We start from the raw sequence: 14326 nt of genomic DNA, 5'->3' as shown, positions 1-14326 counted from the left end.
CTTCCTCCGGTTTGTCACCGGCAGTCTCGCTAGAGTGCCCAACTAAATGATGGCAACTAACAATAAGGGTTGCGCTCGTTGCGGGACTTAACCCAACATCTCACGACACGAGCTGACGACAACCATGCACCACCTGTCACTTTGCCCCCGAAGGGGAAGCTCTATCTCTAGAGTGGTCAAAGGATGTCAAGACCTGGTAAGGTTCTTCGCGTTGCTTCGAATTAAACCACATGCTCCACCGCTTGTGCGGGCCCCCGTCAATTCCTTTGAGTTTCAACCTTGCGGTCGTACTCCCCAGGCGGAGTGCTTAATGCGTTTGCTGCAGCACTGAAGGGCGGAAACCCTCCAACACTTAGCACTCATCGTTTACGGCGTGGACTACCAGGGTATCTAATCCTGTTTGCTCCCCACGCTTTCGAGCCTCAGCGTCAGTTACAGACCAGAGAGCCGCCTTCGCCACTGGTGTTCCTCCATATATCTACGCATTTCACCGCTACACATGGAATTCCACTCTCCTCTTCTGCACTCAAGTCTCCCAGTTTCCAATGACCCTCCCCGGTTGAGCCGGGGGCTTTCACATCAGACTTAAAAAACCGCCTGCGCTCGCTTTACGCCCAATAAATCCGGACAACGCTTGCCACCTACGTATTACCGCGGCTGCTGGCACGTAGTTAGCCGTGGCTTTCTGGTTAGATACCGTCAAGGGATGAACTTTTTACTCTCATCCTTGTTCTTCTCTAACAACAGAGTTTTACGATCCGAAAACCTTCTTCACTCACGCGGCGTTGCTCGGTCAGACTTTCGTCCATTGCCGAAGATTCCCTACTGCTGCCTCCCGTAGGAGTCTGGGCCGTGTCTCAGTCCCAGTGTGGCCGATCACCCTCTCAGGTCGGCTATGCATCGTGGCCTTGGTGAGCCGTTACCTCACCAACTAGCTAATGCACCGCGGGTCCATCCTCAAGTGACGCAAAAGCGCCTTTCAAATAATAAACATGTGTTTACTATTGTTATGCGGTATTAGCACCTGTTTCCAAGTGTTATCCCCCGCTTGAGGGCAGGTTACCCACGTGTTACTCACCCGTTCGCCACTCCTCTTTTTCCGGTGGAGCAAGCTCCGGTGGAAAAAGAAGCGTTCGACTTGCATGTATTAGGCACGCCGCCAGCGTTCGTCCTGAGCCAGGATCAAACTCTCATAAAAAGTGTTTGAACAGTCATCAGACTGTTAAGCTCAATAAAATTAACTTTGCTAGCTATTGCTTGCATGTTGTTTGCTTCTATAATAGAAGCGCCCTACACATTGGTTCGTTTGCTTGCTTTGTTCAGTTTTCAAAGGTCTACATCGCTGCTTTTTTAAATGTTTCAGCAACTCTTATATCTTATCAGCTGACGTTTTATTTGTCAACTGTTTTTTTTCAAAAAGTTTTAAAAACTTTTTGAAATGATATTTCATAAAAGTGCTACTCATTAAGCAACTTCGTTAGTTTAGCAATCATTGTTACAATTGTCAACAACTTTTTTCAAGAATATTTCAAGCTGTTTTCAACAGTGTGACTGCTTCGTCAACGTTGATTAATTTACCACTAATAAAAGATCAGGTCAACCAAAAAGTTTAACAAAAATAGCTTGTCTTTTTAGCCACTTCTCTTTATATTTTCCTTTCATTCGCATTTTTTGATATCAGTCTTACTATTTTTTGTTTGTTAGCACTTAGTAAGGATAAATAGCGAACTAAATTTCAAACAGCACTCATTTTATCCGTTAAATATTTTTTGTAAAATTATTTTTTCATACCGTTTTTTTGAAAAATATCTTAATTAAGGGTACAAAAAAAGGAGATTTCTACAATCTCCTTTTGCTTTTTTAAAAATAAGGTACACCTTCGATATCATAATGCCTAATGATTTCCCGAAACTTTTGGGGCTCTTCCCACCGAAAATCTTCCGGTAAATCGCCAACTAATTTCTCTTCACTTGTTTCAAAAACAAACAAAGGAACATTTTCTTCTGCAATCTGACCATTTGTTAGTTCCACTAAATCGATTTTTTTCACATCTAGTTTGACACTATCTTTTAATAAACTCAAAATGTTAGCTAAACCAGTGCGTTCGTTTGAAAAATCGGTAGAGGCTAACTCCATTGTATCTCCTACAGCATGAACTAAAAATCGTTTTGAGCCATTTTGTAAATGCAACATTACTGTTCCAGCAACTTTTTTATTAGTCACGATACCACCTCGGCTGTTTTATCTATAATTTATGATAGCACATTTTCAGAAAATGTGCATAATTATTTCGCGTGGTTTTCAGAATGTAAATATACTACCGCTTCTTCAATCCATTCTGGTAAAGCCTTTTTTATCGAAGCAAAACCTATTTTTTTATTTTTATTTGTAAAATAGCGTTTTTTATAATTGCGATTGGGAATATAGTTTTTCTCTAACGTTCGTTTAGATAAACTAATTTTTTGTGAATATTCATCAATATCGATAATTTGAACTTTAACAGTTTCACCGACAGATAAAATGTCGTGAATATTTTTGGTGTAACCAGATTGCACTTCAGAAATATGAATTAGTCCTTGCGTTTTATCATCTAAAGAAACAAAAGCACCATAAGGTTGAATGCCGGTAATTTGACCTTCTAGAATATCGCCGATTTTATAAGACATTTGGTTTCCACTCCTTGTATTATTCATTATACTGTAACTAGAGATAAAAAAGAAGTTTAGAAATTTAGGAGGTCTTTTTATGTCAATTTTTGATCAACACCACGATCGCCATCACACCGATAGCGTGAAATGGGACAGCATTTCACAAACTTATGGAAAAGAAAATTTATTACCACTTTGGATAGCAGATATGGACTTTGCTGCGCCTAGTGCCGTTCAACAGGCGTTATTGGAATATGTAAAACAAGGTATTTACGGCTATACTATGTTTGGTGATGATCTTTATACGGCAATTATCAATTGGCAAAAAAGACGCCATCAGTACGAAATCAAAAAAGATGAAATCTTATTTTCACCTGGTGTTGTGCCAAGTATCGCCATAAGTATTCAAGCTTTTACAAATCCTAAAGACAGTGTCATGATTCACGATCCCGTCTACCCTCCTTTTGCCAAAATGGTGCAAGAAAATGACAGAAAACTGGTACGTAATTCCCTTAAAGTTGTAGATGATCATTTTGAAATAGATTTTATTACAATGGAAAAACAAATCATAGCAGAAAAAGTAAAGCTTTTTATTCTTTGTAACCCACATAACCCTGGTGGCCGTGTTTGGACAAAGACTGAGTTAAAACAACTAGGTGATCTATGTAAAAAACATAACTGTTTAGTGGTCAGTGATGAAATCCACCAAGATTTAATTTTTGCACCTTATCAACATGAAACTTTCCATAATGTAGATAAAATTTTTGCAGACTTTTCTATTATATTGACGGCAGCAACTAAAACTTTCAACTTAGCAGGAATTAAAAACTCGATGATCTTTGTTAAAAACCCCCAATTGAAAGCTGCATTAACAGCTATCCAAGCTAAAAGTGAACAAGATACTATTAACACATTTGGCCTAATTGGTACCAAAGCAGCCTATGAAAGTGGTGAACAGTGGTTAACGGAATTGTTAGAATACTTAAATGAAAATAGTGAATTTACCATTTCTTTTCTCCAAAAAAATCTGCCTCAAGTAAAATTTATGCGACCAGAAGGAACCTATCTTTTTTGGTTAGATTTTTCTGCTTACAATTTATCTGATACTGCCCTCAATAAAAAGATGATTGAAGAAGCCGGAGTGGTGCTAAATGGTGGCTTTACATTTGGACCTAATGGTAAACAACATATGCGGCTAAACATAGCCTGTCCAAAAGATACTTTAAAACAAGGCTTAGAACAAATCGCCCAAGCATTTAAATAATCGTAATTATCTGACTGTATCTTTTGATGCAGTCTTTTTTTCATTACATTTTCTATGAAAATTTGTTACACTAAATCAGGAAAAACAATTGAAAATATCATTTTTTGTTTTTAACTATCAAAATTAATTAAAAATGGAGGACAAGAATGCCTGATTTAGTCAAACGTTTCATGCAATACGTGCCAGGAATTTTCATTTTAGCACTGGGCACGGTACTTTTTTCCAGTTGTCAATTAGGTGTAAGTTCTCTGGTTTCAGTCCCATTTACAACTGCCACAATTACTGGTTTCTCATTAGGCAATGCGACAAGTTTAATTTTTGGCTTATTAGCTGTTGTAGAAATTATTTTAGTCAAACGTATGCCGTTAAAAATTTTACTACAGCTGCCTTTTTCTTTTCTTTTTGGCGCGGTAGTTGATTTTTATAATGTCACATTAGGACTAGAAAATTTTGTGGTGACCACTCTTTTTGGGAAAATATTTCTGTTAGTTGCCGCGATAATTGCAACTAGTGTTGGATCTTTTTTAATGGTAAACTCCAAACTGATTTTAAATCCCCCAGAAGGTCTCGTTGAAATCATCGCCTTAAAAAAAGGCAAGCGATTCGGCCAAGTTAAATTTTATTTTGATCTAACAATGATTACAATTGCCTTTTTTGTAGGGATGGTTTTTCTTGGACGCCCAAGCGGCATTGGAATTGGTACTTTAGCTGCACTTTTATGTGTCGGACGATTGATTCATTTGATTGAAGTAAAAACAACGCATCATGAAATAGAAGAAACGATTGAGTATGCAGAATTAATCACTGATGATATTACGAATGAAGTAAAAACACCTTAAAATAAAAAGGACCTAAACGAGATGATAATTTCTTTTTAAGAAATCGATCTCGTTTAGGTCTTTTTTTAATCAGCTAAAATTTCAACTGTTTCAATTACTACGTCGTGAACAGGTTTATCTTGTGGCCCTCTTTTTACATTGGCAATTTCATCTACCACATCCATACCTTCAACTACATGGCCAAAGACAGTGTGGCGGAAATCTAACCATGGTGTGCCACCTTGTTTATATGCTTCAATGATTTCTGAAGGATAGCCAGCACCTTCTAATTGTCCTAACATATTACCAGGAACGTTTTGGTTATTAACGATAAAGAATTGACTGCCGTTAGTATTCGGACCGGCATTTGCCATCGATAAGGCTCCCCGCACGTTAAATAATTCTTTTGAAAATTCATCTTCAAAAGTACCACCAAAAGAGCTTTCGCCTCCCATACCAGTACCGGTTGGGTCGCCCCCTTGAATCATGAAATCAGGAATAACACGGTGGAAAATAACTCCATCGTAATAGCCTTTTTTCGCTAATTCTTCAAAGTTTTGAACAGTTTTTGGTGCCAACTCCGGAAATAGTTGCACTAAAATGTTGCCACGGTTCGTTTTAATTAACGCTTTGTGACCTGTTTGGTTTTCTAATGTTAGTTGTGGAAATTCACTCACAATAATTCCTCCTTCAATTAATAGCTTAATTTCATGATAGCAGACTTCGTTTATTTTGCCACGTATTCTTGATTTTATTTTGCAAGATTTGCTATACTAACGGGAAATTTACTAAATTAAGTGGTGGTGGTGATATGTATATTCGTCCAATAAAAAAAACAGATGATGCGCCTTTAGCTAAAATCATCCGCACAAATCTTGAATTTTTCAACTTAGCTATTCCTGGCACAGCTTTTTATGATCCTGAACTTGATCACCTCTCCTTGTATTATGGGAAATCACCCCGACGAAATTATTTTGTCGGAATTGAAAATAATGAACTAGTCGGCGGAATTGGTATCGCAGAATTTCTAATGGACCAAAACATTTGTGAATTGCAAAAACTGTATTTAAAAGATGACGCAAAAGGCAAAGGTTATAGCCACCAATTAATGATTACCGCTTTAAACTTCGCTAAAGAAGCTGGTTACACCGCAGTTTATTTAGAAAGTCACCACCGCTTAACGGCAGCTTTAAAACTTTATCAAAAATATGATTTTAAAATACTGGCAAAACCATTAGCACCAAGCCCTCATAATGCAATGGACCGTTTTTTACTAAGAGAACTTTAAGAAAATATTCCGAGTTAAAACGCTAAAACGTTTTGATAGAAAAAACCACTCTTTGGCCTTATACTTAGAACTATTGCAAAGTTTCAGCTTCATAAAATTAAGGAGGACACAAGATGGAAGTGTATGACATCACCATTATTGGTGCGGGTCCGGTAGGTATGTTTGCCGGCTTTTACGCAGGCATGCGCAGCGCCAAAACAAAAATTATCGACAGTTTACCTCAGTTAGGTGGTCAACTATCAACCCTTTATCCTGAAAAAAATATTTATGATATCCCTGGGTATGTTCAAATAAAAGCTAATGATTTAATTCAAGTTTTAGAAAAGCAATTACAAACTTTTCCTCATACGTATTGTTTAGGTGAAGAAGTGCGCCATATTGAAAAACAAGACGATCTGATTGTGATTACAACCAATAAAGATACTCATTATACGAAAGCGGCAATTTTAGCTTTAGGAAATGGCTCGTTTCAACCCCGCAAATTAACCGTTTCTGGTGCTGAAACTTTTGAAAATCGGGGGGTGGATTATTACGTCAACGATTTAATGAAATATGCAGGTAAAAAAGTCGCATTAGCCGGTGGTGGCGATTCAGCCATTGACTGGGCTTTAATGTTAGAACCTATTGCTTCAGAAGTCTATCTGATTCATCGGCGGGACAAGTTTCGCGCTTTAGAACACAGCGTTGAAAAACTTTATCAGTCTACTGTTAACATCATGACACCGTATGTGATTAACGAAGTAACAGGTGAAGATTTTATCAGCGGTCTCACTTTACAGCAGGTGCAAACAAAAGAAAAAATTGCACTTTCTATTGACCACTTATTGGTAAATTATGGCTTTACCTCTAATTTAAATGTTAAAGAGTGGCATTTAGCTGGAACCAGACAAACGATCACAGTTAATTCAGATATGAGCACTTCAATTCCCGGAATTTATGCCTGTGGCGATATTGCCGGTTACGAGGGCAAAGTAAAACTAATCGCAACTGGATTTGGCGAAGCACCTACTGCCGTTAACAACGCCTTGCATTTTATTGATCCTAAAAATCGCACACAACCAGCTCATAGTACCAGCCTCTTTTAAAAAACTAGATTGAAAAACAAAAAGCGCCAAAAGTTATGCTATTTTTGCTTAAATATAAAGCAAAGTAGCATTTTCTTTTGGAACTTTTTTAAAATTCATCCCATTCCCGAATGGCGCTTTTAACTTTTTCTAATAGTTCAGCTGTCGTATCTGCTATGATAACTTCTCCTTCTACCATTACAAATAATTTTTGCCCACAAAGCTCACACATACTTAAACAACTGGTAATTAAAAAATCAGCTTTTTCCTTTAACTCTTCATCTTCTAATAGTATATTTCCTTGCCGGCTTAAATTTTGTTCACAAAATTCAATTAAAGGTTTCATGATACCCTCCCTTTTCTTTGCTTCAAGTTGGTAGATAGTATACCATAAAAGAAGAATTAATCTTAAGCCAGAGAATTGGAGTGATATTTATGGTAATTGAAACAAAAACACTAGAAGAAAAAGCCCGCGAGTTACTAAAAAGTCGTGGCGTTACATTAGATGAAATTGGTGAATTGGTTATGTTTTTACAAAAGGATTACATTAAAGACATCACTTTAGAAAAATGTGTTGAAAGTGTCAATAGTGTCTTAACTAAAAGAGAAGTTCACAACGCCATTATCACCGGTATTCAGTTAGATATCTTAGCCGAAGAAGGTAAATTATTAGCCCCCTTGCAAGAAATTGTCGCCGATGACGAAGGGCTTTATGGTATTGATGAAATCTTGGCACTTTCAATTGTCAACGTCTATGGTTCAATTGGCTTTACCAATTACGGTTATATCGATAAAGTAAAACCAGGGATTTTAAAAGAATTAAATAGTCACGATGGCAAACATGTCCATACATTTCTCGATGATATTGTCGGTGCGATTGCCGCTTCTGCTGCTAGTCGTTTAGCCCATCAAAATCCTGGTGATTCACACTACATTACCCAATAACCCTAATTTAATGAAAGTTGACCAGGTTCCATCGGCTCTCAAAAAATTCCCAACTGTAAGAGAGAATTTTAATAAGCTGTGTTCAACTTTTGTAAAATTTCAACTTAGCATCTAAAAAAATACTTACAAAAAACCAACGCTCTCACTTAAGGAGCGCTGGTTTTTTGTTTTAAACTATGACGTCCCCATAATACTAGAGCTAAAAAGCACAGTTCTAGTAAAACAAAGGCCAAAATAAAGCAGTGCATAAAAAATTCTTCTGGTAAAACATTAATAATCGGATCTGTCAGAGGATCAAATAACCAATCGTCATTTTGGAAAAATAATTCGTGAAACGTCACAAAAAAACGATCGAAACTTGTCGCCATCAAAAAGCCTAAAATCACCGGTATCCCCATCCCCCATTGAAAGGGACGAATTAAACGCCACAAACTTCGCTGTTTTTTTAACTTAATTAAAAAAACAACTGCCGGAATTATGGTCACCAATAAAACAACATAATTTAACATAAATAACTTTTTGACATCAATAAAATGTCCGCGTCCGGCAGAAGACATAGGAAAATCTGGCAATGCTAACGTATGGGCAAAAGGATTATTCAAAAAAGCCATCAATTGATCGAAATTTTTCAATAAGGTAGTTTTCCCAACGGTAGTAGCATCCAATATGTTTAAATAATGGATATCAAAGACATATAACGGACGAAAATTAATCGCAATTGTAATCACTAGTGTTATTACCGTTAAAAAAAGACTTAATAATCCCAAACGTCTTTGCCAAGGTGCCATCATTTTTTTCATGCTTCAAAGTTCCATTCATCCAAAGAATCTAGAACAAAAGTCGGCGCTTTTGGTAATGTAGCAACTTCTTCTTTTTGAGTGAAACCAGATAATACCAACAACGTATCAATGCCATTATTCAAGCCAGAACAGATATCTGTTTCGTAGTTATCACCGACCATGATGACGTCTTCTTTTGAAAGACCAATCTGTTCCAATGCTTTATCCATAATAATCGCTTCGGGTTTACCAATAAAAATAGGTTTAGTCTGCGTTGCTGTTTCCACTAATGAAATTAAAGAACCTGCCCCAGGTAATAGACCTCTTTCGGTGGGAATATTTTTATCAGGATTAGTACCAATAAAGGTTGCACCTTTTTGAATTGCCAAAGTTGCTGTAACAAATTTTTCATACGTAACCTGATTGTCTAAGCCGACTATCACATAATCAGGATTTTCTTCCTCCCAAATAAAGCCGGCCGCTAAGATTAAATCAATTAACCCTGCTTCACCAATGACAAAGACTTTTTTCCCCTTATTATCAGCTTTCATAAAATCAATTGTTGCTAAGCTGGCAGTGTAGATTGTTTTAGGTGCTACTTCAATTTGAAACTCATTTTTTAACCGTTGTGCTACGGTTTCAGGGCTACGGGTAGTGTTATTGGTAACAAATAAAAACGGTAATTGCCGTCTTTTTAATTCATCAACAAAACGTTTGCCCGCCGGAATCGGCTCTTGCCCACGATAAATAGTGCCATCTAAATCAATTAAATATCCTTTGTACATTAATCTTCTCGCTTCCTAATAGTAAAGCTACCTTTTTTGCCTTCTTTTTTAACCGACTTTGTTACAATTTCGGTTTTCGTAGTTGGCTTTTTCTCACTTTTTTTCTTTAAAACCGGTTTGGCTTTTTTCTTTACATCTGTTTTCTTTTCAGCAATATGAGCCGCTGCAGCTTGATTATTGTGATTTTTCTTCCGGCGTTTACGATTTTGTGTTTTTTCGCGTTTATTGCCTACTCGTTGAATTACAAAATAAGCACAGCCAAAATTACAATATTCATATAAGTAGTCTTCTAAAGTATCAATGCGTTGTTCCGGTTGCGCTTTTTTATCATCGGCGGTAAAAAAGCCTTTTAAGCGTAATTGCTCATAGCCCCAGTCACCAACAATATAATCATAGCGCGCCAAAACTTCGCTAAAACGTTCGCCTAATTTTTCAGCATCAAAGCCTTCCCGGTGGTCATAAACAAGCTTGTATTGACGTTGTCCGATCATAAAATCCGTCTCACTAATCGGTGTCACAAGCTCACCTTTTTGTGGTTTTGCCACTTCTTGGGTTGCGACTTCTTCTAAAACCGTCGTTAATTCTTCGGTTAGGTCTTTGTTTTCTTTTGTCATCATTTCACCACCTGTTTTTCATTATACCTTGTTTTTATTTCCTTGGATAGTGAGTTTCTAAATACGCGCCTAACACACTTCTGATAAATTCTGGAAAGAGAAATTCGTATTTTCCGGCAATTTCAATGGTTGGGAAAAAGGGGACAAACATAAAATGATCAACCGTCGTAAAACTATACTGTTTTTCGTCAATCAATTTTTCTCCTAACCAGTAAACTTCATGGTTTACAGCATCATACAAGATACCATCATACGTAATGATACCAAAAATTTTGCCCCGAAAGCCCATTCCCAGCATTGGAAAATTCCGTAAAAAATTACGATTTTTTTCCATTTCCAACACTAGGCGCCGGACATCCGCACCTTTTAATGTTACTTTTAACAAATGCATCGGATGAGGCAAGGTAGTGTGTAGTTGATCTTGATTGACTACCCCTTTTGGCAAAGCCTCTAAAAACAGACCGCTATTTAAAATCGCCACATCCGTTTGGCCTCTTTTTGCGACTGCTTTTAAAGCAGCATCAATCAGGCGGTGCTCGCCATTTAAATCTAATGTTAAGTCATAAGGCAAAACTGCTACTTTTTGCGCTTTTAATAAGTCGTGCCCTTTAGTTAAATAGCCATTAATTTCTTCATCATCTTCTGGAAAAGCCGTTAGTGTCGCAGTTTCAATCGTTCTCGCTTTTTTAGAAATAATTTTATGATCTTCTAACTCCAGACGTACTTCACCAATATAGTAGCCAAATTTGCCAGCGGCAGCTAATTGAACACCGTTTACTACTTTTCCAGTTGGAAAGAGATGATGGGTATGAGAGCCTAAAATCACATCAATTTCTGGCATTTCACTGGCAATCAGTTGATCATCTTCAATCCCCAAATGACTCATTAAAACTAAGACGTCTACTTTAGGACGCAAGTGCGCAACTAAATTAGGCAAAATTTCCAAAGGATAACGAATGTCCCAACCATTGGGACTATAGGTAAGAGGAAATGGTGCAGTAAGAGCAATTAACCCTACTTTTGTTCCTGCTTTTGTTGTGATAATTTTGTATTCTTTGCTCCATTTAGGTGGTTGCAATGTCTTTTTATCAAACAAGTTGGCTAATAACACATCAAAATTGGCTTCATCATAAAGGTGATTTAAATCATATTTTGAATTTCCCACCCCTTCATTATTTCCAATTGTGACAGCATCATAGTGAACTTCATTCATCAAAGTAACGTTAGCTTTCCCATTGGTTGCTTCTGATAGCGGGTGCCAGCGATCGACAAAATCGCCTAAATCCACCGTAATCGCTCCGTGACCTTTTTGGGCTAGTTCCCGTTGTCGTTGTTCTAGGTAACGTCTGATTTTCGGCCAATTTTCCAAATGGGAGTGTAAATCATTCGTATGCATAATGGTAATTTTTTCCATATAAAGGCCTCATTTCTAAAGGTATGTAACTTAACTAAGCCTAGACTAGCACATTTTTTTCACAACGTCTTATTTGAATAATCGGGCTTTAATCTTTTACCCTTAGCCTGCCATTTGCTAAAATAAATTTAGTAGTAAAAAGGAGGCAGAAAAAATGAAACATCCGTTAAAAACAGAATGGGAAAAGCTATTTAGTAAAAAACACGATTTAACCGAATTAAAAAAAACCAATAAAAATGAACACGGTCACTTTATTACCCCAGACGGTGTTAAAACCGAGGTTTGGGAAAAACATGATGAAGCCGGTCTAAATGAATTAATGACTTCTGATTGGGAATCTTTCTTAGATGGCAATGATGTTTTTAGTGAATTAAGTTTAGAAGAACAAAACGAGTTAAAAGCCAACTCCCCGCGTTATGAAGACTATCACCAATAGTTTTTTCTGATTAAAGCTACAACTTAACTTTTTATTTTACCTTTTAGATCTAAAAAAGATGTGCAAAATTTAAAAATGGATCCTGTAAACAGAGACACTTTTTTCTAGCGTCCTATTTACAGGGTCCATTTTGTTCTTGTCACACCTACTTTTTACTCTTCAAAATCCGTGTCTTCATACTGACCATATTCACCATAAAAGTGATTGTAACGCCGTTTTAATTTGCGGAAGAAATAAATACACAACACTTTAATTACTGCATAAATCGGAATCCCAAAAATCAGACCAAACATCCCCATTAAATCTCCCATCACCAGTAAAACTAATACGATCGTAATGGGATGGACCAACAAGTGTTTGCCCATTACCGCAGGTTCAATCAAATGTCCATTTGCCATTTGAACAATTACCCAAACTAAACACATCTTTATCAACATGCCAAAAGATGACATTAAAGCAACGATAAAAGCTGGAATAAACGCAATAAAAGGTCCAATATAAGGAATAATCGCTGTTACACCTGTTAATAAAGATAATGAGCCTGCATAAGGCATGCCAATAATTAAAAAGCCCAGAAAAGTTAATAAACCAATCGCAATACTCACCAATACTTGCCCTTTCAAATAAGCGCCTACTTGTGTATTCATACTGCTAGCAATTGCTTTAGCATCTTTACGAAAACGCGGTGGAATTAATTTGGTAACATAGTGAAAAAATTTGCGATCATCTTTTAATAGGAAAAACGTGATAATCGGTGCTGTCCCAATAATTAAGACGGTACTGGTAATCGTTGATACAACATTAGAAGCCCCTTTAATCACACCTGATAAGTAATCTGTCACCCGACTTGATAGTCCTTCTGACCAATTTTGGACTTTTTCCATCGTCTGATCCAAGGACTCTTCAAAAGGTGAATTATCAAATAATTTTGTTAACATTTTAATAGTTTTGTCCATATATTCTGGAAAAGATGAAACCAGCGAAAGAACTTGTTTTTGAATAATTGGACTAATCAAAACCACAGCCACCACTGCTAGGCCAATTAGAAGAATAAATAATGCCGCTACACTAATGATCCGTTTAATTCCTTTGCCTTCTAACCAATCGATAATTGGGTCAAATAAGTAGTATAAGACCATCGTTAAAATTAACGGACCACTAATAGCTTTAAAAATAGTTACAAAAGGATCAAATAAGAAATCCAGTTGTGAAAATAGCCATAAAACAGCTCCCAATAATAATAATGCCACTAAAGTAAAAATTAAATTGCGTCCCCCTAAAAAATTAATCCAGCGGGTGGATTTCTTCTCCATTGCCATCACTCCTTACTTTGATTGTAGCGGACTTCAAAAAAGGTGTAAAAGAATACGCCACTTTAAGCTTAAATTAAGTTAACGCCCTTATAGTATTGTCATACCCAATAATTTTTTCATTTCTTCTCCTCTGGTGCCCTGACAAAACTGCCAATTTTGTCAGGGCACTTCTTTTATCTTCAGCAAAAAAATGCTAGAATTTAGCGAGGTGAAAAATGTGGAGAAAAGCAGTACTTTGACACAAGCAGCAAAAGAACACTATATGAAACTTGCTTTAGCACAAGCACAAAAAGCCCAAGCGATTGGTGAAGTGCCAATTGGCGCGATTGTCGTTTTAGACGGCGAAGTAATTGGTTCGGGTTATAATTTAAGAGAACACGACCAAGACGCAACCGCTCATGCCGAGATGTTTGCCATTCGTCAAGCTTGTCAAAATATTGAAAGTTGGCGCTTAGAACAAAGCCAATTATTTGTCACCTTAGAACCTTGTCCTATGTGTAGTGGTGCTATGCAACTTGCTCGTGTTGAAGAAGTCTACTTTGGTGCCTATGATCCAAAAGGAGGCGCAGCCGGTTCACTGATGACAATTTTGACAGATGAACGTTTTAATCACTGGTCTTATGTTGAAGGTGGGATTTTAGCTACGGAGTGCGGTCAAATTTTAACCGATTTTTTCCGCGACTTACGAAAAAAACAAAAAGCTGCCAAAAAAGCCCGTAAATTAGCGCTAAAAGAAGCTGATGAATAATTTTTTGGGAAAAAGACTAGCCAAATCTATTGAAATACGCTATACTAATTCTTGCCGCAAGGCTAGGACAATGGCAGGCTTGTGAATTGTGTCAGATCTGGAAGGAAGCAGCACTAAGCAGGATCTGCCATGTGTCTGATTAAAAAGACGTTAAACGAAACCACGGTTTCGTTTTTTTTATTACAAAAATTATAGTTTTCCCGATAAAAA

Annotated in this window: 16 protein-coding genes, 1 rRNA gene and 1 other RNA gene (1 of these 18 running past the window's edge); 8 read left to right on the top strand and 10 right to left on the bottom strand. The window is 37.1% G+C overall.

Features of this window, described 5'->3' with window-relative positions; genetic code table 11:
* The 3 genes from IGI65_RS05600 to IGI65_RS05590 form a co-directional block, all read right to left on the bottom strand.
* Positions 1-1198 (bottom strand): 16S ribosomal RNA (locus tag IGI65_RS05600) (it extends 361 nt beyond the left edge of the window).
* Positions 1199-1860: 662 nt separating this feature from the next.
* Positions 1861-2223 (bottom strand): hypothetical protein, encoded by a 363-nt coding sequence (locus IGI65_RS05595; RefSeq protein ID WP_071865487.1) that lies wholly within the window; start codon positions 2221-2223, stop codon positions 1861-1863.
* 62 nt (positions 2224-2285) lie between these two features.
* On the bottom strand, positions 2286-2666 hold the full coding sequence (locus IGI65_RS05590; protein WP_071865488.1) for a CvfD/Ygs/GSP13 family RNA-binding post-transcriptional regulator: 381 nt from the start codon (positions 2664-2666) through the stop codon (positions 2286-2288).
* A 79-nt stretch (positions 2667-2745) separates the two neighbouring features.
* Between IGI65_RS05590 and IGI65_RS05585 the strand changes: the two genes are divergently transcribed.
* Together IGI65_RS05585 and IGI65_RS05580 are read left to right on the top strand one after the other, a co-directional pair.
* Positions 2746-3912 (top strand): MalY/PatB family protein, encoded by a 1167-nt coding sequence (locus tag IGI65_RS05585; protein WP_438773510.1) that lies wholly within the window; start codon positions 2746-2748, stop codon positions 3910-3912.
* A 146-nt stretch (positions 3913-4058) separates the two neighbouring features.
* Positions 4059-4751 carry a YczE/YyaS/YitT family protein gene (locus tag IGI65_RS05580; RefSeq protein WP_438773509.1) on the top strand — a complete coding sequence of 231 codons (693 nt, stop codon included), beginning with the start codon at positions 4059-4061 and terminating at the stop codon, positions 4749-4751.
* Between the two features lie 65 nt (positions 4752-4816).
* Here IGI65_RS05580 and IGI65_RS05575 read toward each other — a convergent pair whose 3' ends face one another.
* Positions 4817-5407, bottom strand: coding sequence for a peptidylprolyl isomerase (locus IGI65_RS05575; RefSeq protein ID WP_071865491.1), 591 nt, complete (start codon positions 5405-5407; stop codon positions 4817-4819).
* Positions 5408-5541: 134 nt separating this feature from the next.
* On the opposite strand from IGI65_RS05575, the gene IGI65_RS05570 reads away from it, so the two are divergent.
* Together IGI65_RS05570 and IGI65_RS05565 are read left to right on the top strand one after the other, a co-directional pair.
* The gene (locus IGI65_RS05570) at positions 5542-6018 is read left to right on the top strand and encodes a GNAT family N-acetyltransferase (RefSeq protein ID WP_438773508.1); all 477 of its coding nucleotides are present in this window, start codon (positions 5542-5544) and stop codon (positions 6016-6018) included.
* A 113-nt stretch (positions 6019-6131) separates the two neighbouring features.
* The gene (locus IGI65_RS05565; protein WP_438773507.1) at positions 6132-7103 is read left to right on the top strand and encodes an NAD(P)/FAD-dependent oxidoreductase; all 972 of its coding nucleotides are present in this window, start codon (positions 6132-6134) and stop codon (positions 7101-7103) included.
* Positions 7104-7191: 88 nt separating this feature from the next.
* Here the strand turns inward: IGI65_RS05565 and IGI65_RS05560 are convergent, their stop codons facing one another.
* Positions 7192-7428 carry a DUF1450 domain-containing protein gene (locus IGI65_RS05560; RefSeq protein WP_071865494.1) on the bottom strand — a complete coding sequence of 79 codons (237 nt, stop codon included), beginning with the start codon at positions 7426-7428 and terminating at the stop codon, positions 7192-7194.
* 89 nt (positions 7429-7517) lie between these two features.
* Here IGI65_RS05560 and IGI65_RS05555 point away from each other — a divergent pair, with 89 nt between their 5' ends.
* Entirely contained in the window at positions 7518-8027 is a 510-nt protein-coding gene (locus IGI65_RS05555; protein ID WP_071865495.1) for a phosphatidylglycerophosphatase A family protein, read from the top strand.
* Positions 8028-8173: 146 nt separating this feature from the next.
* On the opposite strand, the gene IGI65_RS05550 is transcribed toward IGI65_RS05555, so the two are convergent.
* From IGI65_RS05550 to IGI65_RS05535, 4 genes are read right to left on the bottom strand one after another with little or no spacing between them, the layout of a single operon-like run.
* Positions 8174-8827, bottom strand: coding sequence for a TIGR01906 family membrane protein (locus IGI65_RS05550; protein WP_438773506.1), 654 nt, complete (start codon positions 8825-8827; stop codon positions 8174-8176).
* A complete protein-coding gene (locus IGI65_RS05545; protein ID WP_438773505.1) occupies positions 8824-9591 on the bottom strand; it encodes a TIGR01457 family HAD-type hydrolase in 768 nt (255 codons plus the stop codon). The genes IGI65_RS05550 and IGI65_RS05545 overlap by 4 nt, the downstream gene beginning before the upstream one ends.
* Positions 9591-10205, bottom strand: coding sequence for a YutD family protein (locus tag IGI65_RS05540; protein ID WP_071865498.1), 615 nt, complete (start codon positions 10203-10205; stop codon positions 9591-9593). The genes IGI65_RS05545 and IGI65_RS05540 overlap by 1 nt, the downstream gene beginning before the upstream one ends.
* Positions 10206-10239: 34 nt before the next feature.
* Positions 10240-11619: a bifunctional metallophosphatase/5'-nucleotidase gene (locus IGI65_RS05535; RefSeq protein ID WP_438773504.1), complete on the bottom strand. Its 1380-nt coding sequence runs from the start codon at positions 11617-11619 to the stop codon at positions 10240-10242.
* 154 nt (positions 11620-11773) lie between these two features.
* Here IGI65_RS05535 and IGI65_RS05530 point away from each other — a divergent pair, with 154 nt between their 5' ends.
* On the top strand, positions 11774-12055 hold the full coding sequence (locus IGI65_RS05530; protein ID WP_071865500.1) for a hypothetical protein: 282 nt from the start codon (positions 11774-11776) through the stop codon (positions 12053-12055).
* Between the two features lie 152 nt (positions 12056-12207).
* Here IGI65_RS05530 and IGI65_RS05525 read toward each other — a convergent pair whose 3' ends face one another.
* Positions 12208-13368, bottom strand: a complete 1161-nt coding sequence (locus tag IGI65_RS05525; RefSeq protein WP_071865501.1) for an AI-2E family transporter — start codon at positions 13366-13368, stop codon at positions 12208-12210.
* A 217-nt stretch (positions 13369-13585) separates the two neighbouring features.
* Here IGI65_RS05525 and tadA point away from each other — a divergent pair, with 217 nt between their 5' ends.
* Positions 13586-14116: a tRNA adenosine(34) deaminase TadA gene (gene tadA / locus IGI65_RS05520; protein WP_071865502.1), complete on the top strand. Its 531-nt coding sequence runs from the start codon at positions 13586-13588 to the stop codon at positions 14114-14116.
* Between the two features lie 59 nt (positions 14117-14175).
* Positions 14176-14262: signal recognition particle sRNA small type (gene ffs / locus IGI65_RS05515), an RNA gene on the top strand.
* Positions 14263-14326 lie beyond the last annotated feature (64 nt).

The organism is Enterococcus sp. DIV0755b, assembly GCF_051713765.1.
GTDB lineage: Bacteria > Bacillota > Bacilli > Lactobacillales > Enterococcaceae > Enterococcus_C > Enterococcus_C canintestini.
The sequence above is the reverse complement of the archived record's forward strand: the minus strand, read 5'-3'. Positions and strand labels throughout refer to the sequence as shown.

What these genes read in the sequence shown, in the direction of transcription:
- IGI65_RS05525 (WP_071865501.1), bottom strand. Translation starts at nt 13,368, where the DNA reads ATGGAGAAGAAATCCACCCGCTGGATTAATTTTTTAGGGGGACGCAAT.
- IGI65_RS05555 (WP_071865495.1), top strand. Translation starts at nt 7,518, where the DNA reads ATGGTAATTGAAACAAAAACACTAGAAGAAAAAGCCCGCGAGTTACTA.
- IGI65_RS05540 (WP_071865498.1), bottom strand. Translation starts at nt 10,205, where the DNA reads ATGACAAAAGAAAACAAAGACCTAACCGAAGAATTAACGACGGTTTTA.
- IGI65_RS05580 (WP_438773509.1), top strand. Translation starts at nt 4,059, where the DNA reads ATGCCTGATTTAGTCAAACGTTTCATGCAATACGTGCCAGGAATTTTC.
- IGI65_RS05590 (WP_071865488.1), bottom strand. Translation starts at nt 2,666, where the DNA reads ATGTCTTATAAAATCGGCGATATTCTAGAAGGTCAAATTACCGGCATT.
- IGI65_RS05545 (WP_438773505.1), bottom strand. Translation starts at nt 9,591, where the DNA reads ATGTACAAAGGATATTTAATTGATTTAGATGGCACTATTTATCGTGGG.
- IGI65_RS05585 (WP_438773510.1), top strand. Translation starts at nt 2,746, where the DNA reads ATGTCAATTTTTGATCAACACCACGATCGCCATCACACCGATAGCGTG.
- IGI65_RS05570 (WP_438773508.1), top strand. Translation starts at nt 5,542, where the DNA reads ATGTATATTCGTCCAATAAAAAAAACAGATGATGCGCCTTTAGCTAAA.
- IGI65_RS05530 (WP_071865500.1), top strand. Translation starts at nt 11,774, where the DNA reads ATGAAACATCCGTTAAAAACAGAATGGGAAAAGCTATTTAGTAAAAAA.
- IGI65_RS05550 (WP_438773506.1), bottom strand. Translation starts at nt 8,827, where the DNA reads ATGAAAAAAATGATGGCACCTTGGCAAAGACGTTTGGGATTATTAAGT.
- IGI65_RS05535 (WP_438773504.1), bottom strand. Translation starts at nt 11,619, where the DNA reads ATGGAAAAAATTACCATTATGCATACGAATGATTTACACTCCCATTTG.
- IGI65_RS05565 (WP_438773507.1), top strand. Translation starts at nt 6,132, where the DNA reads ATGGAAGTGTATGACATCACCATTATTGGTGCGGGTCCGGTAGGTATG.
- IGI65_RS05560 (WP_071865494.1), bottom strand. Translation starts at nt 7,428, where the DNA reads ATGAAACCTTTAATTGAATTTTGTGAACAAAATTTAAGCCGGCAAGGA.